The 26,093-nt window shown below is 46.7% G+C and carries 21 protein-coding genes and 1 tRNA gene; 7 read left to right on the top strand and 15 right to left on the bottom strand.

The features are described 5' to 3' along the window. Positions 1-31 precede the first annotated feature (31 nt). The 4 genes from V6C93_RS02705 to V6C93_RS02690 all read right to left on the bottom strand — a co-directional run bounded on the left by V6C93_RS02705 (position 32) and on the right by V6C93_RS02690 (position 6,011). Positions 32-637, bottom strand: a complete 606-nt coding sequence (locus V6C93_RS02705; RefSeq protein WP_333475105.1) for a glutathione S-transferase family protein — start codon at positions 635-637, stop codon at positions 32-34. A gap of 87 nt (positions 638-724) precedes the next feature. After that, positions 725-1,465 (bottom strand): rhomboid family intramembrane serine protease, encoded by a 741-nt coding sequence (locus V6C93_RS02700; RefSeq protein ID WP_333475104.1) that lies wholly within the window; start codon positions 1,463-1,465, stop codon positions 725-727. A 266-nt stretch (positions 1,466-1,731) separates the two neighbouring features. Further along, a complete protein-coding gene (locus V6C93_RS02695) occupies positions 1,732-4,965 on the bottom strand; it encodes a PAS domain S-box protein (protein WP_333475103.1) in 3,234 nt (1,077 codons plus the stop codon). 185 nt (positions 4,966-5,150) lie between these two features. Then, positions 5,151-6,011 carry a pentapeptide repeat-containing protein gene (locus V6C93_RS02690; protein ID WP_333475102.1) on the bottom strand — a complete coding sequence of 287 codons (861 nt, stop codon included), beginning with the start codon at positions 6,009-6,011 and terminating at the stop codon, positions 5,151-5,153. On the opposite strand from V6C93_RS02690, the gene V6C93_RS02685 reads away from it, so the two are divergent. Continuing rightward, complete coding sequence (locus V6C93_RS02685; RefSeq protein ID WP_333475101.1) at positions 6,010-6,135, top strand: hypothetical protein; 126 nt, start codon at positions 6,010-6,012, stop codon at positions 6,133-6,135. The two genes, V6C93_RS02690 and V6C93_RS02685, sit on opposite strands and share 2 nt — an antisense overlap. A 101-nt stretch (positions 6,136-6,236) precedes the next feature. Here V6C93_RS02685 and V6C93_RS02680 read toward each other — a convergent pair whose 3' ends face one another. After that, positions 6,237-6,374, bottom strand: coding sequence for a hypothetical protein (locus V6C93_RS02680; RefSeq protein WP_333475100.1), 138 nt, complete (start codon positions 6,372-6,374; stop codon positions 6,237-6,239). A 245-nt stretch (positions 6,375-6,619) separates the two neighbouring features. Here V6C93_RS02680 and V6C93_RS02675 point away from each other — a divergent pair, with 245 nt between their 5' ends. After that, a complete protein-coding gene (locus V6C93_RS02675) occupies positions 6,620-9,145 on the top strand; it encodes a PAS domain-containing sensor histidine kinase (protein WP_333475099.1) in 2,526 nt (841 codons plus the stop codon). A gap of 203 nt (positions 9,146-9,348) precedes the next feature. Here the strand turns inward: V6C93_RS02675 and cysS are convergent, their stop codons facing one another. Further along, positions 9,349-10,818 carry a cysteine--tRNA ligase gene (cysS, locus tag V6C93_RS02670; protein ID WP_333475098.1) on the bottom strand — a complete coding sequence of 490 codons (1,470 nt, stop codon included), beginning with the start codon at positions 10,816-10,818 and terminating at the stop codon, positions 9,349-9,351. A gap of 318 nt (positions 10,819-11,136) precedes the next feature. Between cysS and V6C93_RS02665 the strand changes: the two genes are divergently transcribed. After that, entirely contained in the window at positions 11,137-12,270 is a 1,134-nt protein-coding gene (locus V6C93_RS02665) for a GTP-binding protein (RefSeq protein ID WP_333475097.1), read from the top strand. Between the two features lie 97 nt (positions 12,271-12,367). Here the strand turns inward: V6C93_RS02665 and V6C93_RS02660 are convergent, their stop codons facing one another. From V6C93_RS02660 to V6C93_RS02635, 6 genes are all read right to left on the bottom strand, one after another. Continuing rightward, positions 12,368-14,155 carry a tetratricopeptide repeat protein gene (locus V6C93_RS02660; RefSeq protein ID WP_333475096.1) on the bottom strand — a complete coding sequence of 596 codons (1,788 nt, stop codon included), beginning with the start codon at positions 14,153-14,155 and terminating at the stop codon, positions 12,368-12,370. Positions 14,156-14,319: 164 nt separating this feature from the next. Continuing rightward, a complete protein-coding gene (gene cobA, locus V6C93_RS02655; protein ID WP_333475095.1) occupies positions 14,320-15,126 on the bottom strand; it encodes a uroporphyrinogen-III C-methyltransferase in 807 nt (268 codons plus the stop codon). Next, on the bottom strand, positions 15,123-16,019 hold the full coding sequence (locus V6C93_RS02650; RefSeq protein WP_333475094.1) for a sirohydrochlorin chelatase: 897 nt from the start codon (positions 16,017-16,019) through the stop codon (positions 15,123-15,125). The genes cobA and V6C93_RS02650 overlap by 4 nt, the downstream gene beginning before the upstream one ends. Positions 16,020-16,445: 426 nt before the next feature. Continuing rightward, positions 16,446-17,180, bottom strand: a complete 735-nt coding sequence (locus V6C93_RS02645; RefSeq protein WP_333475093.1) for a manganese catalase family protein — start codon at positions 17,178-17,180, stop codon at positions 16,446-16,448. A 408-nt stretch (positions 17,181-17,588) separates the two neighbouring features. Further along, on the bottom strand, positions 17,589-18,962 hold the full coding sequence (locus tag V6C93_RS02640; RefSeq protein ID WP_333475092.1) for a protein kinase domain-containing protein: 1,374 nt from the start codon (positions 18,960-18,962) through the stop codon (positions 17,589-17,591). A 41-nt stretch (positions 18,963-19,003) separates the two neighbouring features. Beyond that, positions 19,004-19,384 (bottom strand): DUF4359 domain-containing protein, encoded by a 381-nt coding sequence (locus V6C93_RS02635; protein WP_333475091.1) that lies wholly within the window; start codon positions 19,382-19,384, stop codon positions 19,004-19,006. A 138-nt stretch (positions 19,385-19,522) separates the two neighbouring features. On the opposite strand from V6C93_RS02635, the gene V6C93_RS02630 reads away from it, so the two are divergent. Next, positions 19,523-19,595, top strand: a tRNA-His gene (locus V6C93_RS02630). Positions 19,596-19,929: 334 nt separating this feature from the next. On the opposite strand, the gene V6C93_RS02625 is transcribed toward V6C93_RS02630, so the two are convergent. Further along, positions 19,930-20,805 (bottom strand): NAD(P)-dependent oxidoreductase, encoded by an 876-nt coding sequence (locus V6C93_RS02625; RefSeq protein WP_333475090.1) that lies wholly within the window; start codon positions 20,803-20,805, stop codon positions 19,930-19,932. Positions 20,806-20,923: 118 nt separating this feature from the next. Between V6C93_RS02625 and V6C93_RS02620 the strand changes: the two genes are divergently transcribed. From V6C93_RS02620 to V6C93_RS02610, 3 genes are all read left to right on the top strand, one after another. Further along, positions 20,924-21,157, top strand: coding sequence for a hypothetical protein (locus tag V6C93_RS02620; protein WP_333475089.1), 234 nt, complete (start codon positions 20,924-20,926; stop codon positions 21,155-21,157). A gap of 247 nt (positions 21,158-21,404) precedes the next feature. Further along, a complete protein-coding gene (locus V6C93_RS02615; protein WP_333475088.1) occupies positions 21,405-22,703 on the top strand; it encodes a pentapeptide repeat-containing protein in 1,299 nt (432 codons plus the stop codon). 100 nt (positions 22,704-22,803) lie between these two features. Beyond that, positions 22,804-23,964: a mannosyltransferase family protein gene (locus V6C93_RS02610; RefSeq protein WP_333475087.1), complete on the top strand. Its 1,161-nt coding sequence runs from the start codon at positions 22,804-22,806 to the stop codon at positions 23,962-23,964. Between the two features lie 65 nt (positions 23,965-24,029). On the opposite strand, the gene V6C93_RS02605 is transcribed toward V6C93_RS02610, so the two are convergent. Together V6C93_RS02605 and V6C93_RS02600 are read right to left on the bottom strand one after the other, a co-directional pair. Beyond that, positions 24,030-24,200, bottom strand: coding sequence for a hypothetical protein (locus V6C93_RS02605; RefSeq protein ID WP_333475086.1), 171 nt, complete (start codon positions 24,198-24,200; stop codon positions 24,030-24,032). A gap of 49 nt (positions 24,201-24,249) precedes the next feature. Next, positions 24,250-25,938, bottom strand: a complete 1,689-nt coding sequence (locus V6C93_RS02600) for an IS1634 family transposase (protein WP_333475085.1) — start codon at positions 25,936-25,938, stop codon at positions 24,250-24,252. Between the last annotated feature and the right edge of the window lie 155 nt (positions 25,939-26,093).

The raw sequence follows: 26,093 nt of genomic DNA, 5'->3' as shown, positions 1-26,093 counted from the left end.
GCGGTGGGGGTTTTTTCATAAAACAACTCTTCTAGCCTTGTGTAATGCTTATATGCTGAGGCTGTGCTTGAACTCGTTCCAGCCAAGCTTGAATTGCCGGAAATTTTGTCAACTCAAATCCCCCTTCATCGGCTACATGAGTATACGCAAACAAGCCAATGTCAGCAATGGTGTAACACTCACCCACAAGAAATGTATGATGTGTTAAGTGCTTCTCCATCAGAGTAAGTGCGGCATAACCCGGCTCACGCTTTTGCTTAATAGCCTCCCGATACTTATCCGCCTGACCTAGAATGGAAATCCAGAATCTGGAGGTGGCAATATAAGGTTCATGACTATACTGTTCAAAAAATAGCCATTGCAGCACTTGCGATCGTTCCCAAGTGTCGCTTGGGAGAAACGGGGTGCCTTCGCTTAAATAAAAGAGGATAGCATTGGATTCTGAAAGAACTTTTCCGGGTCCGATTTCCAAGACGGGAATATGACCATTGGGGTTTTTAGCCAAGAAAGCTGGAGTTCGGGTTTCACCCTTAAGGATATTGAGCTCTATCCTCTCAAAGGGAATACCAAGTTGTGTTAATAAAAGACGTATCTTGTAGCCATTTCCAGAGGGTAGAAAGTCATACAGTCTAAACATTGCCTAGTTTTGAAACTCGATGTCATCAGCAATTATGATACAAAATAGACGGCGACATCTTTTTTTCAATGCGATCGCTAGAACTATCTACAATCCTCCATTGATTGAAGCGGGCACCATCACCCGAAACACATCGAGAAAGCTAGCAACCAGCACTCCAGCTATCAAGCCAAAAAAATGTCCTTCCCAGGATACGCCTTCCTCTCCGGGAAAAATACCCCAGAGAGTCCTTCCATACATGAAACTGACAACCACTGTGAGGACAATTGACAGGCCATCATGCGCAAAATAGCTGCGCACTAGCAGGAAACCTAAATAGCCAAAAATAATATCTGAAGCACCAATATGGTTTGTGTAGGGTTGACCAAACAGCCAGATTCCAAGTCCACTAAAAAGTGGTATAAACATTGTGAGGATGAAAAAATCCCGAATTCCTCCTAAGATGACAAACGAACCAAGAATGAAGAAAGGAACGGTATTCGCTACTAAATGTCCCCAATTACTGTGCAGGAAAGGCGAAGTCAAGATACCTAATAGCCCGATGGAAGTTCGAGGACGAATGCCCAGCTGTCTGAGTGCTCCTCCGCAGAAGACCAGATTGACAACCCCTAAGCTCCAAGCATATACAATTAACTCACATAAAGTTCTGAATTGAGTCTCAAACTCAGGAGTGATGCCGCCTTTAAGGATTAAACTCAGGCATAGAGTATAAATAAAAATTTCGATGCGATTCATGAGCGTTAGATGCGACTCTTGGTTAGTAATCTGCGCCACGATGCCTGCCAAGATTTGTGCAAATTTAAGGTGATCGGTTTTACTGGTGCCCATTAGGCGATCGCACTTTTCCACTCAATTGAGCTGCGAAGCTTAGAGGAGGCAGCGTAGCTGTAGATATGTATTGCTCGTACCTATACCACTTATGCAAGAAGTCTATTTTTATCGTCTCTGGTACAAAATCCGCTCAGCTAAGCGCGGGTGTTCAACTGCCTGCTCTTAACTGGTTGCCATGACACTGATGGATGGTGGATACCATTTTGGATGCGAGGATTTTAGATTTGGGATTGCACAGGCCTTCTGGAGGCAATGCTTTCAATCTATGCTCTGTCGCATTCTCTGTTTAAATTGGTATGAGACTGCAACGGCAGCATCACAGTAAAGGTTGTTCCCACTCCAATTTCACTCTCAACAGTAATCTGACCTCCGTGTAAATCCACACATCGTTTGACAATGGCGAGTCCCAGTCCCGTTCCAGGAATGGTACCGACATTGCTAGCTCGCCCAAAGGATTCAAATAGGCGCTCTATATCTTGGGGAGGAATACCAATCCCACTATCTTGAATACGGAAAATAGCCCAAGTGCGATCGCAAATCAAATCGAATTGAACAGTTCCTCCCTCAGGCGAATACTTCATTGCATTCGTTAGTAAATTAGTCAAGATGTGACCCAAAAGTTTTTCATCCATTTGGGCATCGCTACCATCCCCAACTACCACAAAGTTGAGCTGATATTGGGGCTGAGTACTCATTTGCAAACTTTCGACGAGGTCACGACAAAAAGCAACCAAATCTAACGGGGACGGAGTGAATATCAGTTTTCCCGCTTCGGCTTTACCAATGGTCAGAACATCCTCTAACAACTGAGTCATTCGTTGCACTGCATTTTGAATGCGCCGATAGTGATTGTGTTTTTTCTCATCCGATAATTTGTGGTTGTAGCGTTCAAGGAGTTCCGCTGAGGATTGAATGGTGGTTAGTGGTGTGCGGAACTCATGGGAAACTAAGGATACGAAGCCCGATCGCAGTTCGCTCAGTTCTCTTTCCCTTTCTAAGGCTTTTAAAACTTCAGCTTCAGCCTGCTTGAGTTTTGTAATGTCCCGTCCCACTCCCTGAAACTCAATTAAAATGCCAGAGTCATCAAAGAAGGCGCGGTCAGTCCACTGTTGCCAGCACATCTCTCCGGCAGGGAGAATCACTCGGTATTCGTAAGTGACAATGGGCTGTTCAACCGAAAGAGAACTAAATTTCTGAGTGACAACGGCTTGGTCTTCTTCTGCAATGATCGGCATAAAATTGTGACCAAGAAGCTCCGATCGCTGCTTATTGAAATAGCGACAGTAGGCATCGTTAACAAAGGTGAGTGTGCCGTCAGGCTTATAGCGGCAGATGAGTTCGGTTTGGTCTTCGATGATCGCGCGGTAGCGTGCTTCACTTTGACGCACAGCCGCCTCTGCCTGCTTGCGTTCTGTGATGTCCTGAATCATAGCTAACGTATAGAGGACAACTCCAGCTTGATCGCGCAGGGCAATTAAGGTCAAATTCACCCAGACAATCTCTTGATTCTTTTTCCGATAACGTTTTTCTAGGTCAAAGCTGTCAAGTTCTCCTGTGAGGAGGCGCTCTATACAGGGAATTTCCAGCGCTAAGTCTTCGGAATAAGTAATCGCCTCAAACGTGAGCGCCATAAGTTCGGACTCGGTGTACCCCAGCATTTCATAAAAGGCTCGATTCACCCTGATGTAGCGATTATCCAAGCCTGCCAGAGACATGCCAATCGGGGCTTCGTCAAACACTCGGCGGAATTGTTCTTCGCTTTGACGAAGAGCTGCTTCTGCCTGTCTACGTTCTGTGATGTCCTCGACCATGCCTAAGCCGTAAAGAACTTCTCCCGACTCGTCACGCAGCATCATCGAGGTTAAATTGCCCCAGAGAATCTCTTGATTCTTCTTGACGAAACGTTCTTCTACTTGAAAGCGGTCAAGTTCTCCTTTTGCAATCAGATCGAGATAGGGAAGTAAACGCTTCCAGTCTTCGGGATGGGTGATAGCCTCGCAGGTTAGGCTCATAAATTCAGACTCGCTATAGCCCAGCATTTCAACTAAGGCTTGATTCACGCTAAAAAAACGCTTATCCTTTCCAGTGACTCCCATGCCAATCGGTGCCTCGTTAAACACCCGGCGGAATTGTTCTTCGCTCTGACGCAGCGCTGCTTCTGTACGCTGGCGTTCAGCAATCTCTGCACTCAATTTCTCATTGGTTTGCTGAACTTCAGCTGTACGCTCTTCAACTCTGGTTTCTAGCTCGTTCATCACCTGTTGCAGAGTGGCTTCTGCCTGTTTGCGTTCGGTGATATCCAGGACAAGGGACAAAATTGATACCAAGTTGCCCGACTCATCGAAGATTGCCGAGTTATACCATTCGCAATAAACAGTCTTTCCCTCTTTGGTGTAGTTGCGGTTTTCGTCTACAGTGCGCTGTATCGCCCCATCGATTAATTGACGCAGGATGCGATCAACCCTTTGAGCGTCCTCAGCATAGACAAACCGCCACTCTCTGGGATGTTTGTTCAGTACCTCAGTGGCTTTCCAACCAAATATTTGTTCGGCTTGCTTTGACCAACGTTGTAAGTAAAATTCTTTGTCCCACTCCAGAATAGCTAGAGGCGAGTTATCTACCAGAAGTTCCACTTGCTGATAGGCTTTTTGCAGTTCTGTTTCTGCCTGTTTACGCTTAGTGATATTAGCTACAAACCCCACCATGCGATTAAGGTTACCAGCACTATCGGGGTAAAACTTTCCGTTGTCTTCAATTGTGATGTAAGTACCGTCCTTTTGACGCAGCCGATACTCGATATGCAGAGGCTCTTTGGTGACAATAATGCGGTTGAGTTCTTGTATGACTTTGTCTATGTCATCGGGATGAAATAACTCCATCCACTGCTCTATACTGCCTGAGAGTTCTTCACGAGAATAACCAAAGACTTGTTCAACATTAGAACCCCAAATGACTTCCTCTGTCTGACTATTCCATTCATAAAGCAGTAGTCCATTGATTTGACCCGCTGCTTCATAGCGATTATGCCATTCGGTTAATTCTGCAACGGCTCGTTGCCAGTTCTGTTCGGCCTGTTTCCGAGGAGTAATGTCACGACTTGCCTCTTCTGTCTGTTTGGCAGCCGTAATGTCCTTTGCCACTTTATACAAGAGTCCGTCTTCTGCCTGTGACACTCGCCAAGACAACCAACGGTAGCTTCCATCTTTATGACGGTAGCGATTTTCATATTCTACTAAGTTTTGTTGGGAACACTGTGCCTCAGTATTGAGAGTGACTTCCACATCATCGGGATGAACAAGCTCAATCCAAGGTGTGTGTCGCACTTCTAACATAGTCCATCCCAGGACGTTTTCCCAGGTAGGATTCAGCTGCTGGAAATAGCCATTTTCCCCAGTAATACAGCATAAATCAAAGGATAAGCTAAAAAATATATTCAAGGTAGATTCTGCCTTTGCAGAATGTTCAGTTACTTCAATTCGGGGCTTAGGAGCATTCATGCCAACAAAGGCTCAATCCGTAAGAGTTACGACAACATGATCGTGCCGCATCTATCTTAATTGACTCACTCCCCATGCTTACAGGAGGAGAGGCTTTCTACACTTAACTCAGCTGTCGTTTGCCTTAATTGTCAAAACGTCACAGTTCTGAATAGCCCTCTTTGAGATCTAACTGAAGCGGCATTCTAACTGCACTTGGAGGAGGAATTTGTCGCGGTTCGTCCTAGTTTCTGAACATTGTGCAAATCCCCGTTGGGCATTGTAGTGCCGCTAAGGTTAGCACTATCGAGGTTGGCTCCACTCAGATTGGCTCCACTCAGATTGGCTCCACTTAAATCTGCCTCGCTCAAGTCAGCCCAAATTAAGTTAGCCTGACTTAGGTCTATCTGACTCAGATTGGCCCTATGCAGGTTGACTCCAGAGAGGGAAACTCCCCTCAAATTTACCCCTGAGAGTGATACATGGGGAGCAATCAAGTAAGCTCCTGCCTCAACCGGGTCAAATTCCTGAGGAAAGTTAGTTTTTTGGTTATAGAGAGCTCTTTGCAAGTTAACCTGATCCAGGTTGGCTTCACTCAAGTCTGCCTCATACAAGTAGCTGGAACAAAGATTTGTTCGACACAGATTCGCTCCAACTAGGTTAGCGCCTTGGAGATGAGCGCCAATTAACTTGGCTTCATACAGGTTGGCTCCATTGAGATCTGCGCCAACCAAGGCGGCGATCATCAAATTGGCTCCGCTCAAATCTGCACCCGTCAAATCGGCGAAGCTCAGATTTGCTCCATTTAAGTTAGCGCCCATCAAATCAGCGCCGCTGAGGTCTGAGCCTTGCAGGTTCGCGCCCTCCAAGTCGGCTCCTTGCAAGTCAGCTGTCCCCAAAGTAGCGCGAATCAAGGTGGCCTGTAACAGAAGGGCTTGACTCAGATTCGCGTGAGAGAAGTCTATTCCCCTGAGGTTCGCTTGCTTGAGGTTGACTCCACTCAGGTTAGCTAGAGAAAAGTCTCTTTCCCCCTCTGCATATTTCCTCAAGAGTTCATCAGGATTCATGGCTTTATATCTGTTGAGTTCTTGCTTCCAACAGTCGATTCGGTATATTTGCGGTAAAGACCTTAAACCTGATGCACCCTTTTACTCCGCCCTTGCCCAGGAGGCAGTAGAGGAGATTACTTAGCATATCTTAAGTTTAATTGCATTCGCTTGCGCAACTCAGTTTTTACTTCGGGCAAAAAATCTCCAGGTTTAATGTCGTGAAACCTAGAGAGGCTATGGGGTTCAGCGTCGGGGTTCGAGGCTCATTACAACGCTTTCGCGATCGCTGACGTAATTTCGTACTCGGTGCGTATCCCTAAATTGCCTCAAAAAAGCGATCGCCTTCATATCTATATGAATTTTTAGTAAAGATTCCGTCATTTCTGAGATTTGCAAAAGTTCCGTATTTACTCCGAAGCGCTGGGCACAGAAAGTAGAGAAGAATGGTCGTAAGCCCTTGCGGTATCAACAGGAAATCTGAAAACTTGATACTGGTTTCAACAATAATCAATCAAACTTAAACTTTAATGAACCTCCAACTCTAAAACTATCTGACTTCAAGTGAGCTTGCAACCTCCAACATAAGTCATTTGCTCCATCGTAACTTTGCAAATTTTGAACAGCCTATGCTGCAATCTCTACAAGATTTTTTCTTCGGAAATTTCATGGCACACGGTTACTGCTTTCTCTGGAAGCCTGAATTAGTGTGGTTGCACGCCGGATCAGACTTTTTAATTGCCTTGGCCTACTATTCTATTCCCCTGCTAATACTCTATTTTGTACGTCAACGTCAAGATGTGCCTTTCCAGGGAATTTTCCTCCTATTTAGTGCCTTTATTTTGTCTTGTGGCACGGGTCACTTACTGGAAATCTTGACACTCTGGTACCCTGTGTATTGGCTATCCGGTTTGATCAAAGCGATTACCGCGACAGTCTCTCTGTATACAGCTTCAGAATTGGTACCTCTGATACCAAAAGCGTTAGCATTGCCCAGCCCAGCTCAACTAGAAGCTGCTAACCTCGCTCTAGAAAAGGAAATTGCTGAGCATAAACAAACGGTAGAAGCACTGAAGACTTCACAACACAGGTTATCCCTACTCGTACAGCAAACACCACTGGCGGTCATTGAATGGAACATTGAAGGTGAGGTGAGAGAGTGGAACCCGGCGGCTGAGAGGATTTTTGGATATAAAAAGAGCAAAGCGATTGGGCATCTCGCTGCCGACCTAATGGTACCGCCATGTTACAAAGAGCAGTTTAGCCGAGTTTGGCAAGATCTTTTGGTGTCTCAGGGCGGAACCTGCATCATGAATGAACACCATACGCCAGATGGCAGACGCTTATTTGGCGAGTGGTATAACATTCCCCTAATTGAGCCAAGCGGCAGCGTGATTGGAGTCGCTTCTCTGGTACAGGATGTTACGCAGCGTAAAGAAGCAGAGGATGCCTTGCACCGAGCCAAAGCAGAGTTAGAACAACGAGTTGAGGAACGGACGAGAGAACTGGCAAGAGCCAATGAAGTTTTGCAAGCTGAAATCATAGAGCGCCAGTTAGCCGAGTCAGCGTTGGCAGAGCGCGAACGCTATTTGGCAGCCTTAGCCGAAGTGCAGCACCGCTTGTTGTCACTCAAAGGGGATAAAAACTACTACACCTCAATTCTGGAGCTGCTTGGACAATCGGCTAAAGCCAGTCACGTTTATGTGTTCGAGAATTTTTACGATGCTCGGGGTGAGTTGTGGAGTCGTCCGTGCACCCAGTGGTATGTTCCCGACCTCCACAGTGAAAGCGACAGTGCCAAATGTTCGTATTTGCCTTATGAAACATGCTTACCCCGATGGACTCAGATTTTGGCACGGGGTGAAACCATTATGGGACTCGTTAGCGAATTTCCCGACGAAGAGCGTTTTCTTTTGGAGCAAATGGGGATTTTATCTCTATTAGTTTTGCCCCTATGCGTGAACGAGCAGTTTTTTGGATTCATTGTCTTCGACAACTGTACAACAGCACGGGTATGGTCAGCATCGGCAGTAGACTTGTTAAGGGCGGCGGTAGCAGCACTCTCACTTCAGCACGAGCGCTCTAAAGCGGAGGTAGCTCTGCGGCTCTCAGAAGCTCAGCTGAGAAAACAAGCGACTGAACTTGAACAAACGCTCAACAAACTCAAGCAAACCCAAACCCAGCTAGTACAGAGCGAAAAAATGTATAGCTTAGGTATGATGGTGGCTGGCATTGCCCATGAAATTAATAATCCAGTCGGTTTTGTTTATGGAAATATAACCCCAGCTAGCGAATATATTGAACACCTGCTAGAACTGGTGAATCTTTATCGGGAGCACTATCCGAAGCCAGTACCCGTTATTGAGGAGTATGCCCAAACCATAGACTTAGATTTCTTGATAGAAGATTTGCCTAAGTTGCTGGAGTCAATGAAAGTGGGAGCTGAGCGAATTCGCGATATTGTCGCATCTCTGCGGAGTTTCTCGCGCATCGATCAAGCGGAAATGAAGCGAGTTAATATTCACGAAGGTCTCGATATAACCCTACAAATTTTGCAGCATCGGCTGAAAGAAAAGCAGAGACGTCCTTCCATTGAGGTAATAAAAAAGTACGGTACCATACCACCCGTTGAGTGTTATTCCGGACAGCTCAACCAAGTGTTTATGAACATTTTGGCGAATGCAATTGATGCGTTGGAGTCGATGAGAGTTAGCAGTGAACAGGTTGAAAGTGAGCTGTTCAAGACTCATCTTTCTCCCCAAATTCAGATTCGCACTGAGCTTTTAGAAGCAAGGGAATCAACTTTAGGCTCACCAAGTGTAGTAATCCGGATTATAGATAATGGGCCGGGAATGACGGAGCGAGTAAGGCTTCTGTTGTTTGACCCCTTCTTTACAACAAAACCAGTGGGTCAGGGAACAGGTCTTGGGCTATCCATCAGCTATCAGATTGTTGTCGCGAAACACGGTGGGCAATTACGGTGTATATCGGCACCTAGAAAAGGTACCGAGTTTATTATTGAGATTCCAATTCGCCAGTGTTATCGAAAGTTCTGTACCAGCAGTCAAGATATTTCAGAAACTCAGACATTAGCCGTCAAAAATCGGCAGTTTTACCAAAGCGAAGAGCCGCTTTCCCAAAAGCAATTCATTTAACCCAATAAATAGAGAATGTTTCAAGTGTACATCCCACACCCCCCAGCTCCCCTTGTTAAGGCAGGGCTAGGGGCGTAAGGGGGAACAAGTAAGTATGTGTAGCAGGCATTTAGTTCCGAATAATTGACAAAATAAGCCTTATATGCATATAGATGATCGCGGCGCTGCTTATAAGGGCACGATAATGTCGTGCCTCTACACCGTTAATCACGATGCCAAATTGTCACGCCACCAGGCTTATCGATTAGGGTAATGCCCTTGGATTGAAGTTCGTTGCGGATGCGATCGCCCTCAGCAAAGTTCTTGGCTTTCCGCGCTTGTGCACGTTGTTGAATCAGTGCCTCAATTTCAGCCGCGCTGATATCATCAGCCGATTCTTCAGCGACCTCATCGGGTTGCGCTTCTAACCCAAACACATTTGCCAGCATTACCAGGGTATGCCACTGCTTTTCTAGCTCTGTAGGCGACATTTGGGTTTTCCCTTCATGGACTAGGAGATTTCCCTCACGACGCAAGTCCTTAGCCACTTCAAACAAAACGGCTAAACCTCCAGCAAAGTTGAAGTCATCATCAACGGCTTCATTAAAACGTCTCACCAACTCATCTTGTAGGGACGATGCCTGGGATTCCCCGACAGCATCTGGCTGCAAACCTAATTGTGCCGCGTACTGATGACCGAACAGCAACCCATCCTTGAGGGTGTCCCAACCATTCGTAGCAGATGCGATCGCATCATCAGAAAAATCAATCGGCTTGCGATATTGTGCCATCAGCACAAACAGGCGCACTGCCATCGGGTCAACTGGACGATTGAGCAAATCGCGGATAGTAATAAAGTTACCCAACGACTTTGCCATCTTCTCACCCTCCACTTTCACCATCGCGGTGTGTAGCCAGTAATGAGCTAAAGGTTGGCCTGTTACCGCTTCCGATTGGGCGATTTCATTCTCGTGGTGGGGGAAAACTAAGTCAGCCCCTCCTGTATGAATATCAATCGTTTCACCCAGCTTTTCCCGAATCATCGCCGAACACTCGATATGCCAACCCGGACGACCGGCACCCCAAGGCGATTCCCACGATGGTTCTCCTGGTTTTGCCCCTTTCCACAAGGCAAAATCAAACGGGTCTTTTTTCTTGGATTCTTCCGAATCTTCCACATTTACCCGTCCACTGGCTCCTGCGAGCATGTCTTCTAACTTGCGTCCTGAAAGCTTCCCATACTCCGAGAACTGACGCACCGCATAGTAGACATCACCCGCCGCTGGGTAGGCGTAGTTTTTCTGTTCTAATTCGTAAATCAGCCGTTTAATCCCATCTAGGGTGTGAGTGGCTCTGGGGTAAGCATCGGCTTTCTTCACATTCAGCCGCTCCATATCCTCAAAGTATGCCTGGATAAAGCGCTCTGAAACGTCTTCCATTGAGGTTCCCTCTTGCCGAGCCCGGTTGAGGATTTTGTCATCAATATCCGTGAAGTTCTGCACATAGTGAACCTCATAGCCGCGCCATTGCAGATAACGTCTCGCCGTATCCCAAACAATGCAAGTTCTGGCATGACCCAAATGGCAATAGTCATACACCGTGATGCCGCAGCAATACATCCGCACTTTGCCAATTTCCAACGGTTCAAACGGTTCTTTGCGACGAGTCAGGGTGTTGTACAGGGTTAAGGTCATGACACAGTAAAAAGTTCAATCAGTAATAAGGATAGATCGGCAATAATGGGGAAGGCAGGTATAGTTTTGAAAATTTGATACCTTGCATCATGTTCAATACCCGGAATCGCCCGATTTATTTTCGGGCTAATAGCCTTAACCCACTTAAGAGGACTCAAGAGCTATATGGGAATCCTCTTGGGAGGCTTCAGCGATTAGCCAGAAATTAAACTTCCGAATGGGTAGGGGGTGCAAGACCTCAGCCAAAATCCTCCTGCCGATGTAAATTGCCTCTATACACTATCCTCTCTATACTCTGACGTTTTCAACAGCTACGCTATGCAATCAGCAGTTACTTCCGAACAATCTCAGCCAATGGACGCTCCGAAACATGGCTTGCCGGTCACTATCATTACCGGTTTTCTCGGTAGCGGCAAGACCACTCTCCTCAACCATATTTTGACCAATCAGCAGGGTCTGAAGACGGCTGTGCTGGTGAATGAGTTTGGTGAAATCGGCATTGATAATGAGTTGATTGTAACCACCGGCGAAGACATGGTGGAACTGAGTAATGGTTGCATCTGCTGCACGATTAACAATGATTTAGCAGAAGCCGTCTACAAAATCTTAGAACGCGAAGATAAGGTCGATTATCTGGTCGTGGAAACGACGGGTTTGGCTGACCCTCTACCCGTCGCTCTTACCTTTTTAGGGACAGAACTGAGAGACTTGACTCGTCTTGATTCCATTGTCACTGTAGTAGATTGCGAAAATTTCAGTTTAGATTTATTCAATAGTGAAGCCGCCTACAGCCAGATTGCTTATGGTGACATCATTCTGCTCAATAAGGTAGACCTGGTGGATGAAGCCGATGTTGACACCCTAGAGATTAGGATTCGCGACATCAAAACCGATGCGAGGATTATGCGCACGACAAAAGGTCAAGTGCCACTGCCTTTGATTCTCAGTGTAGGTCTGTTTGAGACTGATAAGTATTTTGAGTCGGAGCAATCCGCTCACGCTCATGAGCATCATGCTCACGACCATGAGCATCATGATCATAGCCATGAGCATCATGATCACGACCACGATTGTGAGCATGATCATCACGACCATGCTCACGAGCATCACCACCATTCCAATCATCTAGAAAATGATGGATTTACCTCACTGTCTTTTGAGAGTGATAAGCCGTTTGCCATCCGGAAGTTTCAGAATTTTCTAGACAATCAGCTATCCTCCAATATTTTCCGAGCTAAGGGCATTCTTTGGTTTGATGAGAGTCCGCATCGCCACATCTTCCACCTCAGCGGTAAACGTTTCACCATTGAGGATGATGAGTGGAACGATAAGCCGAAAAAGACGCAACTGGTTCTGATTGGTCAGAATTTGGATCATGAGACGTTGCGATCGCAAATCGACAAATGCGTTTGTTTGCCTTCCAAGAGCCGTGGTAAAGGATTCGGTAAATAAGGGTTCTCCGAATGCCTAGACCACAGGGTAGGGGCACAATATGTCGTGCCCCTACCGTAGCCCCGTAGTCCACTCCATTAAAACTTATCAGTTGATACTATCCTTGAAGTTTCTTGAGCTGGAACTGAGCATCGTTATAGCCACCAATCCGACCGTTGTTTAAAAATAGTCTTGAAGCTTCCTGAAAATCTGCGATCGCTTCTGACTTATTTCCGCTCGCGACGTGGGTTAAGCCTCGACCATAGTAAGCAAAAGCATTTTTGGGATTGAGCCGAATGGCATCCGTGTAATCTGCGATCGCACCTTGCTGGTCTCCCAACTCTCGACGTGCATCCGCCCGATTACTGTAAGCAATACTGTTATTAGAATTTAGCCGTATCGCTTGGGTGTAATCTTCCAGCGCTCCTTGCTTATCTCCTAAATTCCGGCGAATATCGCCCCGGTTACTATAAGCCGTGTCATTGTTCGGATTGAAGCGAATCGCTTGAGAACAATCTTTGAGCGCGTTTTGATAGTCTTTGAGATTGAAGTAGGCAATACACCGATTATTATAAGGCTCATCCTTGTTGGGATTGAGTGCGATCGCCTCGGTACAATCTACGATCGCATCTTGATGAGCTCCCAGATTTAACCGAGCGCTACAGCGATTGGTGTACGCTTCAGCATTCTTGGGATCGGACTCAATAGCCTGGGTGTAATCCTCTACAGCTCCTCCATAATCTCCTAAAAGAAATCTTGATCGCCCTCGGCTGTAATAAGCCTTTGCATTCTTAGGCTCTAACTCAAGAGCTTTGGTATAATCCTCCATCGCTTCCTGCTGCTCATTCACCTCAGAACGCGCCAGCCCCTTGGATATGTAAGCCTTGGCATCCTGGGGATTGAGTCGAATAACCTGATTAAAGTCTTCAATCGCGGCTCGATAGTTTTTCAGTTCATAGTAAGTAATACCACGTTTGTAGTAAGCATCGGCATCGTTGGGCTGGAGCCGAATTAACTGGTTAAAATCCTGAATTGCTCCTTGCCAATCTTGTAAATCGTAACGGGCAAGCCCTCGATTATAGTAAGCACCTGCTTTATTTGGCTCAAGGCGAATCATCTGGCTGTAATCCTCGATCGCCGCTTTGTAATCGCCCAAATCGTAATGGGCATTTCCCCGGTTGCCATAGGCTAGGGGATTGTTCGGATTCAGGCGAATAGCCTGGTCGAAATCCTTAATCGCTTCTCGGCGATCGCCTTTATTCAGTTTTTCGACACCCTGATTGTAATAAGTTTTAGCATTCGTCTGACTTTGATTGTGAGCCAACAGCATAAATACAGCTACAATCCCTAGAGCTACTGCTCCTGCCAGAATCAGCCAGAGAAGCTTGCGAGAAAAGCCTCTGTGAGGATTGGTTGCAGAGGTCGGAGTTGGCGTCGGCTGTAAACTTTCAGTATTTGTCTCTGATACTGCTTCAGGAGAGGTTGGTATCGGCGGCTGTTTGTCCCTCCGAGTATCTGTCGAACCCAGCATTTTGAGCATTTCTTGCAACCGGAGAACCCCTTGGTCTTCCGATTGAAAAGGGCTAGACTCTGTTTGTGAATTTAAGGGATGACCTGGAACATATTCTTCAACCAAATAGAACTTTTGGTCTTCCACAAAATAATCTAATATTTCGGAAGATGGGTGATTTTGTGCCAATCGGTTCAGAACGTCTGACTTGCGTTCCAGCAGAAATCGAAGACGGGTGAAGGCGAGAGAGTTTTTCTTGGGAATCTTTAACTGTCTAATCACACAAACCGGGAAATCGGGATGGTGAATATCTGCCGCGAGGTAAATGAGTCCCGAAGTCCCTGAGCCTAAAACTCTAACGATGCGGTAACGATTATTTAAAACCTGATTAATCATGACTTCGCAAGCCTCCCCGCCCCTACTTTAGCGATTGTACGAGACAAAACGATTGGGCTAGAGTTATCAGGTTAGAAGCTTAGCAATCGCCATCATGGACTCAAACAGGCTCAACGCAACGTACACCTCTCCTCAAGGAAGAGGCTGCTGCTGTTGTTCGTAACTTAATTTTGTATTTTCGGGCGATCCGCCATTGCTAAAACACGATGTAACTGAACGACATCCCCAATCACAGCGATCGCAGGGGCTTCAAACTGGGCTTCCTCCACCTGCGCCACAATCGTCCCTAAGGTACCAAATAGTTCTTCCTGATCGGGTCGCGTTCCCCAGCGAATGAGTGCCACTGGCGTCTGGTCACTCAACCCCGCCTTGCTAAGTTCGGCAACGATGTAGGGTAAATTGTGGACACCCATGTAAATGACAACCGTTTCTGAGCCGTGAGCGATCGCACTCCAATTTACCTTGGGTCGATACTTGCCTGCCGACTCGTGACCCGTCACAAACGTGACCGAGGAACTATAAGTGCGATGTGTTAAAGGAATCCCTGCATAAGCGGGTGCAGCCAGTCCGGAGGTTATCCCTGGCACCACTTCCACAGGCACCCCAGCAGACACCAAATCTTCCATTTCCTCACCGCCACGACCAAAGATAAACGGGTCACCGCCCTTGAGTCGCACGACTATCGCATGAGTTTGTGCCTTTTCAATCAACAGCTGAGTTGTCTCTTCCTGCAACTTAGAGTGACGTCCCTTACGCTTGCCCGCATCAATTTTTTCCGCCAAGGGATTAATCATCGCTAAAATTTGGGGACTGACGAGAGCATCATAGATAACCACATCCGCACACTCCAACAATCCCTTCCCTTTGAGCGTCATCAGCCCAGGGTCTCCTGGCCCTGCACCCACCAGATACACCTTACCCAATACTGTTTTCCCCTCTTCCCCTGTATTCTCTGTGCCTGTGTGGCTCATTGTTCAACCAAATCCACAATCAAATTTGCTAATTCACTACTGACCCCAATCGGTTCACCCAGATTCAGCCGCACCTTAGGGAACTCAGCCTGTAGAGAGCCTACCCGTTGTGCGATCGCATCCGTAATTCCCCCTGGGAAAAGAAAATAAGGTAAAATCCCAATCCGCTTGTGACCTGCCGCGACCAAAACTTTCACTTGCTCCTCCAGTGTTGGCTGCACCGACCAGTAAGCTGCCACTGCCCCCAACTGCTGTGCCACTACCTCCACAGGCTCATTTCCACCTATACGTCGGCTTCCATGAGATAACAAAATCTTCGCATCAACGTCTACCAACGCCCATTGACTAGCCAGCAACTTCCCCAAGCCAGGGTGAGTCCCGACATGAGGTCGTAGATTGAGTATCACCGCTTTACCTAAATATTGCTGTGCCAGAGCCACTTCTGTTGGAATATCCTCCCTCACATGCACTCCCGGCAGCAGGAACAAAGGCAACAACTGAAGATGGTTACAGCCCTCAGCCAGCGCAGCACTGGCAAATTGCCGAATTTGCTCGTGCAATGGAGCCTCAGCCAGCTCCAAAGTGGCTGTCCCTACTAACGGATAGTAAGTACGACTCACCATTGTCGCTCTCGCCGTCACCAACTTAGCCTCAACCTGGAACGACCAATCGCGAGTTCTTAGCAATAATTCCTGACTCGGTTTTGGGGGTTGGAGATGGGAGATTGGGGAGATAAGGGGGCGCGTATACTTGCTTCCTCCTTGTCCTCCTGGTCTCCATTCTCGATGCCCCAACTGAGTCGCTACCCGCTCAGCCAGTTCTTCCATAGCCTGCTGGGGACGTGGGTCGCGACTCCCGTGAGATATCAGTAGATAAGCTGATGAGAATGACAAGGCTATCTTTAAAATTTTTATTGACTTCGTACAATTGTAAACACCCAAATTACCAATTCTGTATCAAAGGCTTCTAATTGAGTGTAAACTCCTCGTTAACAACAAAGCCAGGGAATTAAGACTTCCCTGGCCTTTTCAGTGTTCAGTGAACAGTTGGTCGCTGCTCACTGAAAGGTAACAGTAAAAATCCCCTACGAGAGCGACGGTGGTACGTATCATGTTGGGGTTCAATCCCCACAATGCAACCTGATCACTAGACCTCTTGCGAAAGTCGATTTTCGCCCCCCTAGCTCCTCACTAAAGCTCCGGCCAATTCTGGGGGGAACCGAATTCAAAGTCCCCCAAAATTGGGGGATTTAGGGGGCATCCCAGGATTTATGCAAGAGGTCTACTAATAAGTGATCACTGGTCACTGTTTAAAGCTAGCTATTGACGAGCGTGTTGCTTCATCTGCTGTTGGGGATCGGCAATATACTCAAAGTTCGGCTCCGAGTTCCAAGGGCCACGCTCATCCGAACCTTGATTAGTCGGCCCAAGAGGTTCTCCCTGACCGTCACTCGATAAGTTGAAGTAAAGATTAACGGTTTCATCAGGCTGAATATTGCCAAAGAAGGGGTCAGTGAGCTTACCCAGCGATTCCAACGCCTTCATAAACATTTGGGTATGAGAAATCTCACGGGTTAGCAGAAAAACAAGAGTATCTTTGCTACCTTGATCGGGTGCCATTTTAATTAATTCTTCGTAAGTCTGACGCGCTCCTGCTTCAGCGGCAATATCAGAGCGCAAGTCCCGTACAACATCACCCCCTTCATTGATATAGTTAGCTGTCCAAGCATTTCCCTGAGCGTCTAAAAAGTGAGGGCCAATGCCTCGAAGTGAAAACAGCGTACTCTTGTAAGCTTCAGTTTGATCGGTATTTTTGGTGTGATTTTCGATGAGTCTGCCAACAACCTCTAAATGGCTAAACTCTTCTATGGCAATGTCTTGGAGCATATCCCGGATACCAGCATTTTCGCAATGGAAAGACTGCACCCAGTACTGTAACGCTGCTGTCAGTTCTCCTGTCGCTCCACCAAACTGTTCTAAAAGAAGTTGAGCGAAACGAGGATTTGGCTGCTCCACCTTCACCGGATGCATGATTAGTTTTTTGTGAAAAAACATGATGAGGTAAATTCTCCTTTGATGTTATACCTTGAAAGTTAGAAATTGGAAAAGATTAATGCTACTGTTTCTTGTTCTTGCCAATTTCTGACTCTAATACTCGAAAATTACGATATCAGCCGTAATTCGACATTAAAATTCCAAAGTTTCATTTCCCCAGCTTAAGTGAAGCAACTATACGGAACCTGCATCAACAGATAGACTTAGCTAGCAGAACTCTATAACTAAAGAATGATATTATTAGCGGTTAAAATTTTGAAGTTGATGAGTGTAATTAGTGGCAAACCCACTCTCAGCTTTTGACCAAAAAGCAAAAAGGTCTCAAGCCCCGACTTTCAGTGGTGGGGACAATTCCATTATCCAAAATCCTTGCACCCAAAATCGAATGACCTCTTGAGGCAGGCAAAGCTAAGTAATGCCGCATTCTTCAAGTTTCTCTGCTAAAATACTGGCGTGACGCCACCAAGAATAGCCACCAACCCATCGACGCGAGGGGAGATGCCCCATCGGCGCTCTCAGATTGAATTTAAGTAAGGAATCAAGATCCGGAGGATTGTGAATAGGCCAACCGACGCGATCGCAAAAACTAGGATAATCTTTTCCTACGTCTTCGTAGATATATTTCTGGACACTGAGGCCAAAGCGATTATTACTGTACTTGACCCAAAGCTTGTCAATGATCCACAAATCCTCACAGGGCAATTTTTCAATATCGCCGCTGGTCAGGTAATAACCCAATCGCTTGCCTAACGCCTGACAAAGAAGAATCCACGTTTGTTGGTCCGCCTCTTTCCATTTGTTTCGGCTCAACAAATTCTGGAGAGGGGTGTAGTCAATTCCTGCTTCTGAAAGTAAGGTCTGACTGCCAGTCCGTTGCCTAAAGGAAGACGATGTTCCAGCCGTTGGCTTGAGTACCTGTAACGCCTCATCGGCAGATTGAAAGCGGTCTTTGATCGTATTTTGTAATAGCTTATCGAGAATTTTGCCCAACCGATCGCTTACCTGTTTTTCCGGTAGCAAGAAATCACGCCATACCCAACAGCCGTTAATCGAATCAAACATATCCAGAGGTGGCACCTCTGTTAACATGTGGATACAGGTTACGCCTAAACTATAGAGGTCACTCGCGGGAAAGACTCTTCCCTTAATCTGTTCGGGTGGCATATATTCCGGACTACCAGTAATCGTTCCCGTTTGTAACAGGGCTGTATTCGAGAGAAGTTTAGCCACACCAAAATCAATCAAAACAAACTTATTATCCTCACGACGATGGATAATGTTGGCGGGCTTGATGTCCCGGTGAATCACTTTATGGGCATGGATATATTGCAGAACTGGCAACAAATCTTGCAATAACTCCCAAATCTGTATTTCGTTGTAACCCCCTTTGTTCTCTAATTCTTGCTTAAGAGTTTGTCCATTAATCAACTCTTGGACGAGATATAGCTGCCGATTCTGTTCAAAGTGCGCCCACAGCGTAGGGATTTGAGGATGTTTACCCAGTTCATCCAAGCGAACAGCCTCTTGCTGAAATAGTTCAGTGGCTTTTTTAGACACTAAACTACTTAGACTTTGAAGGTAGAGTTGCTTAATCACACAACGGGGCTTGGAGGGAATGTCCTCATCCACCGCTAAAAAGGTTCTGCCAAATCCACCAGAACCAATGGGTTGAATCGCACGATATCGCTCCTTCAGGCATAACTTAGAACCACAACTGAAACAAAATCGAGCTGAGTCGGGGTTTTGAGGGGCGAGACATCCAGGAGTAACACAGTAAGCCATTACAATATTGCCGTTTAACCCATTGCCTATAGCTCTTAGTATTACTTTTCCTCCGCTCGATAGATGTAAAACTTTTGAAAAACTGCCAAGGTTTCAAAATGATAGGCCGGTATGAAGGGGCCAATCTCTAAATTGGTACGATAAATACTGAAAAAAATAAAGTTTTGTTGCTGTGTCGATTGAGCAATAATTTGCTCGATTTGTGGGCGTCCTGTGTCCACGAGTGATTTACATTGACTGCGGAGGGCATTCCCGAAGACGCTAGGGGCCTGCGTACAGGCTTCGTCTTTGAGATAGGTTGTCAACATCTCAACCGCGTACTGCTTGTATGCATCCTTATCGGGATTTGTCAATGCCATCGACACCCCCAGCCCCACGAGAGCTACTCCACCTATGGCTGCAACAACCTGTAGAAACTTCATTTTCCTTGGGAACCCTATTATCTGCTATGACTACATCTTTTAACCGTGGAGTTCCAGCTTAGATCAGCAAGTAAGAGAAAATTTTTGAGGAACAGTAGCTTGACGACCCACCTAGATGCTATACTAATTAACGCAATGGCGAGCGTAGCCAAGTGGTTAAGGCAGTGGTTTGTGGTACCACCATTCGTGGGTTCAAGTCCCATCGTTCGCCCTGATTTTAGATTTATTAATTACTAGTCGTCAGTGACGCATTGGCATCGCTGAGATTCATTATATTCCTGAGCCTCAATGTAGGCTGGAATTTTGAATTCAGCTCTAGCTGGCAGTTCACTGTGGACTAGCTCTCTCATGTAGCGCCGTTTTGGGAGAACAAGGCTGCCTGCTTGAACTGAGCGATCGCAATTTAGTATGCTCTTGTGTCGGGATGGAGGCGTATACAACAACAGCTTAGTGCTAAGTTTAAGTCAACGTTAGAGGCTTGAAAGTTAACTACCGTATCTCTGCTGTATTTAAATTTAAGCTAAGAAGGTGGGCAGGGCAGAATATTACACCTTACCCCGTAACGCCTCTAGTTCCTCCCGCAACGATAACGGCGCATATCCTAAATTAAACGCCATTGAACTATCCAAAGAAACATCGGGAGGTCTTGATGCCGCCATTTTCACATCCGCTTGCCGACAACCTTTCAACCCTTCACTCGGCAGTTCAAACACCTCTACTAATAATTGCCCAAAATCATAACGCGACATCCTTTCTTTACCACCTAGATGAATACGCCCATTCACCCTCTCCAATGCTAATAAAAGCCCCTTAGCTGCCGTTGTTCCACTGGCAGGAGTGCGAAATTCATCAGTGAATAAACTTAGCTCTTTTTCCTCTCTCAACGTTTGAATAAATGGCTGCATGAAACTTTGAGCCGGAGGTGCAGCTACCCCAAACATTAATGGCATCCGGCAAACAGCCGTCATTGGATAACGATCTAACATCCCTTCCTCTGCCATGACTTTTTGCTCCCCATATAAGTTGACAGGAGACACAGAGTCTGTTTCTTTATAAGGAGCATTTAATCCATTAAAAACTAAGTCAGTTGAAGTAAAAGCACAAGGTATAGAATAATCCGCACAAAGCCCTGCAAGATTACACGAGGCCGTTACATTAATCGCATGGGACTCCTCCGGATTGCGTTGACAAACATTAGGACTGGACTGCGCGGCTGTATGGATAACGGCATCGGGCTGAATTTCCTGAAAGATGCGCTTGAGTTCCTCAAAATCTCTTAAGTCAACGTTCAGCGAAATGATATCTGGAATTTCTATCGCGTGTGAAAAAGACGTGCCATAAATATCCCATTCTTGTTTGGCTATCTGACAAAGGTTCCATCCCAAGAAACCACTGGCACCTGTAACTAAGAGCTTTTTCATGGGTGAGTGCTACAAAAATTGAGGTTAGGATTAAACCACAGAGACACAGAGAACATACATGGTATTTGCACTTTATCAATAAAAATTAAAATACTATTATTGACTAGCCGCTAAAAAAATGCATAGCCTTTTTCGATGGGACGCGGTGTACTCTGACCTCTCTGGAAAACCTCTCTCCTCTGAGGGTGCGATCGCGTCCAAGGGCGAAGCATTCGGATACAAAAATCTAAGTCAAGCAGCTAAATTAATCGCCCGAATGTTGACGCTCGTTCCTCGCTACCGCAACGCTAACGCCCCTATAGAATTGCGGGACTTATGGGTAAAGCATAGCCTAAAAGAAGAGAGGCTTTGATTCTTACTCCCCTTCCAGTTAAAAACATTATTCCTTTTCCCTTTCCTAAAAGGATACTGCTAGGGAGAGGTGGGAAGGAGTTGGGGGTTAGGTTATTCTGATGTACACACGCATAACTGAGAAGAGGGATAGAGAGCCGAGAATCGGAAGTTGATTGTCTGGCACTGTGCTAAATTCTGGCTTCGTTAAAATTTTTAAGTAAATCTATGGCGTTGTATTCCACACCGTCTATTTGTCTGGGAACACGATGACAAATCAGCCCAATCCTCCTCAGTCCAGTCCACCGACCGATCATCCAAATGGTACCAGTGACTATGGTACCGCCTTAAATCCTGTCCCTCTGGACCAGTCTCCGGCAGAAATGACGCCACCTCAGGAGCCAAATCCGCTGTCGATCCTGCCGCTATCGAGTCGCAGCAACTCACAGAGTATTCATCAGACTATAGCCCCATCGCCGCTTCCCTGGATTATCTTTGTAGCGATCGCAATTCTGATTCTGGGGTTATCGATTAATAACTTCTGGGTTGGCATGTCGGGAGCGATTGTCACGTTGTTGCTATCGATACCCGTGCTTTGGCCTCCTTTGAAGCGATCGCTAATTCAGACGCTATCTCCGGAAGAGCGATCGCAATTGGTGGCTGTCTTTGGAATTATCGCTGCGATCGTGGGTTTGGCGTCCCTGACGGGTATTACTAAGCGCTTTGAGCAAGTCCTCAAGAGCATCGACTCCGACTCGTTTGGTTCGTTGGCTGAATGGACGGGAGCCTTGGGGCAGATTTTAATTGCCGTCCTTGCCGTTTATATTGCATGGCGACAGTATGTTATTTCTAAAGACTTGACCATTCAGCAAAACATTATTACCCAACAGCAAACCATTGATGCTTACTTTCAGGGTGTCTGTGACTTAGCTTTGGATGATGAAGGGTTGCTCGAAGATTGGCCTCAAGAACGGGCATTTTCCGAAGGACGCACTGCTGCCATATTGGGTAGTGTCGATGCCCTAGGTAAAGCAAAAGTTCTGCGGTTTTTGTCCCAATCTCGATTGTTAACACCCCTGAAACGAGATACCCACTTGGGACGTCCCATCCTCGATGGCAACGGAGGTTACCAGGAAGATCGGGAAAGAGGGGTGCGCGTGATTGACCTGAATATTATGTTAGCTGGAGCCGATTTGTCGGGGACAGACCTGCGCTGGACGGAATTGAGTGAGGCGAATATGGTGAGAGCCAATCTCAGTGGTTGCGATTTAGTCAAAGCTAACCTGTCACGAACGGTTTTGTACGAAGCCAACCTTTCGAGTGCCGATATGAAGGGAGTTCGCCTGTTTTATGGTTCACTGGAAACCGCCAGTCCCCGTAGCCGTACCAAACGCCCCGACTACAACACGGGAGCACACACGGGCGCGGTGGTGGAAAATGCTAATTTTACAGACGTGCAGCGGCTGGATGAAGAACAGCGCAAATACTTCTGTTACTGGTGTGGGGAGCGTTCTCGCAGGACGATTCCCGGTGGTTGCGACGGACTTCCTAATAAATTGGGTCGTTAGAGATTTTAATGATTCGATGCATCTATCTTTAGTATTATTGGCTTAAAATTTTCACAGGGCTTGCCGCTGAGCCTGTGAGCAAAAATCCCAATTCTTGAGTATGAAAACCATAGAGCCGGGGGAAACACATGGTTTCAATGTCAGGCTCAAGACCCAAGCCTGGGCGGAGGGGTTGATTTTTGTCATTACCATGTGGCTGCTGAGCCGACTCGTCATCGTCGTTGCGATGCAACTACTCGCTCCAGTCAGTGATATCTCACCGGTCACTCATAGCGGTGTGCTGCCCCTGGATTATACTCCCGGCTTCATTCCCCAAAGTAGCTGGAACCTTTTTGCTCACTGGGATGGAGCCTGGTATCGAAAAATTGCCACTCTAGGATACGACTATGCCCAGGATGGAAAATACCACTCCATTGCCTTCTTTCCCCTGTTTCCCTTAGCCATCCGGGCGGTGATGAGCCTCGGCTTGCCGTCTCAAGTAGCAGGCATATTGGTCAATAATTTAGCCTTGCTAGGTGCGCTGTGGTTGTTGTACCGTTGGGCAAAAGAGCGCTACAGCGTCAGTGTGGCAAGGTGGGCAATAGCCGTGCTGGCTTGGTGTCCATTTTCCTTATATGGAACGGTAGTTTACTCTGAAGGATTGTTTCTGTTGGTCACAACCGCCGCTTTGCGATCGTTCGATCAGGGTCAGTATGCAAAGGCGGCTTTGTGGGGAATACTTGCAACTGCCACTCGGTCAACAGGGGTGGCGCTGATTCCGGCCTTTCTGCTCGTGGCGTGGAAGGAAAAAAGACCGACTATGGCTTACAGCGCTGGTTGTGTGGCGATGGGTGGACTGCTCTTATTCAGTTTGTATTGCGCGATTGATTTTGCAGACCCATTAGCCTTCGTTCATGTACAACAAGCCTGGAAATGGCAGCATCCGAGTTGGTTGAGGGTATTGGCAAGGGCTTTTAAGCTGGACGAGGAAAACTTGCTGAGATTGGTTACGTTTTGGGGTGGGGGTTATTTGTTATGGTACTTACGCGCCAAGCTTCCCCCTGTTGCTCTGGCCTATGGTTTTTGTTCCCTAGGAATCATTTTAGCGACTGGCTCTCTCAGTTCCGTCAGCCGCTACGTTTACGGAATCGTGTCGATCGCCTTAGCCCTGGGCTGGTTATTTGCCAGTCATCCCCGTTGGGGATACCTCATTCTAGGCTTATTCGCTGTAATGCTTGTACGCTTTGCTCTTCTGTTTGCTTGTTGGTACTGGGTAGCTTAACGGCGATTGCCCCAAAGGGGCAGCGCGTAGCGATCGCGCCCACATTCCGCAGGTTGCTGGTAGAGTCAGAGGTATTTTTCAAGACTCCAGACAGTTTTTTCCTGGGAGGCGATCGCAAAAGACTGTTCTGGTAGATTTTTGATAAAAATAATCAAGAAGACTCGGCTGTTGACTCCAATGAAGGCATCAAAAGCCAAGAAAAGATAACTGTAATTAGTGAGCCAATGTTGTGGCACAAAAATAGCGACAGATTCAACTACAGCCCAATCAGCTCAAGTCACCGACTCAGCCAGAATGATAATAACGCCTCGCTTCGGTACCCAAAAAGCGGAGGATTTTCTGTCGTTCGGGTGTCAGATTAGTAATCTGCTCCACGCCATCGATAATCAGCAGATGCACCGACTGAAAACTCTGAAAGACCCAGCGTAAGGTGGGACGGCTTGTCAGCTTGCCAACTTGATTTTTGATAGCTTCACCAGCAAGCTGTAGCGCCTGACGTAACTGACGTTGAGCCAAAGAATAGACCAGTAGGCACAGTCCCATGATCATTGCCAAAGCTTCGACTCGTTTGGGGGATTTGACAAACACACTGGAAGTGAAGAATAACGGGTCTTTGAGAAAGCGGAACCCTCGCTCGTTGCTCTGTTGGTCTTTGTACTCTCGCAGGACATCATTGGCACTCAACTCGGTAGCATCCAGAACATTGGTAGCGAGGATAAACCGACCGGCACGAGTCATCTCCACTTCAATCACTTCTGGGGGAGGAACTAGAGTGGCTTGAACAGAATAAGTAATGCGACGAGGTTGTTCATCTTGACGAGGACGACCAGCTTTATCATAGTGAGGTTGAGCAATGAATTTGAGTTCTACCAAACGGTGGTACTTCAAGGATTGCTCAAACTTGATTGCCGCCTTTTGGGCATCGGGTTGACAAGCAAACACTTGTGCTGATAGTTGTCGGAGTTGGGCTGATTTTGAAGAGTGTTCCTTGTCGATACGCTTGTGGAGTTGTTGGATGTCCGCCTGTTGGCGCTGTTCACTTTCAACAATCAGCCAACGCTGTTCAACTCCACCATAATGACTGCGACGTTCGGCGATACGATACCCCTTATGGCTGCTAGTTCTCCATTCATTGGCTTGAATCTCCAACAAGACTTGCTTAGCTTGTGCCAAGGTCAGAGGCACTCGTGTTAGCCACTTGAGGTGTTTCATAGCTATGAGGTTGTCAGCCGTGTACAAGGCACTATCAGCAACGCATAACCCTTCAAATGTCCATTGCTCCCGAAATTTCTCAAATAGTTTGGCAAAGGCGGTTTTGTCATCTTCATTGCCGTCGGCAACCCGCAAAAACAACGGTATATCTCCATCGGCGGTGCAAATTGTATCGATAATGAACTGTTTGAGGTCAGGCCTATGGTCTCTTGAGTAGCCGTGGGTAATGGTAATTGGTTTTGGCTCCTGATCAGAAAGCTCTTGGGGATTCATTGACTCATCTGAAGTTTCTAACTCACTACTAGCGACGCTGGAGTCGGAGCTAGATTCGGAGCGATACTCTCCATCTACATGAAATGAACTGGAGTCCAGATGGATGCTTCTCATCGATACCCCAAACTGTTCTACTGCTTTCATCGCCAGGATTGTGAACACTTGAGTCACTCCCACCGAGTAGATTTTGTCCAAAGCTCGTCCCAAGCGGTCATCGTTTAAATGTTCTGGCTTGACTCCCTCTCCAATCAGATGTTCCGTAGCTTTCCCTTCAAAGAACTGCCCGAATAGATACAACGGGGCTGCCACGAAGCCTAGTCCATTGAGAATCATTGCTTTGAGAACTTGACCTGTACTCACTTGTTCGAGTGAATGGACTCCCACTATTTCATTGACAGCATCGACCCACCCCATCTGGTCGATCATGCCTGCAACTATGCCTAGATGATCGATGTCTTTGACTTGGATTTCCGCGGGCTGTTGAATCATTCCTTAAAAATACCTCTGACTCTACCAGCAACCTGCGGAATGTGGGCTACAAGAACTGTCGAAAGAGAATCTGAATAAGGTAATTCAATGTAACTATCCACTGACACCCCTGTTTCCCTTTAATGATGGCTTGGTGGAGTTGCAAGCTGGGTTGT

Origin of the sequence: Allocoleopsis sp., assembly GCF_036703385.1 — a bacterium.
In the GTDB taxonomy this organism is placed as follows: domain Bacteria; phylum Cyanobacteriota; class Cyanobacteriia; order Cyanobacteriales; family Coleofasciculaceae; genus Allocoleopsis.
This window is presented reverse-complemented; position numbering and strand designations above follow the sequence as displayed.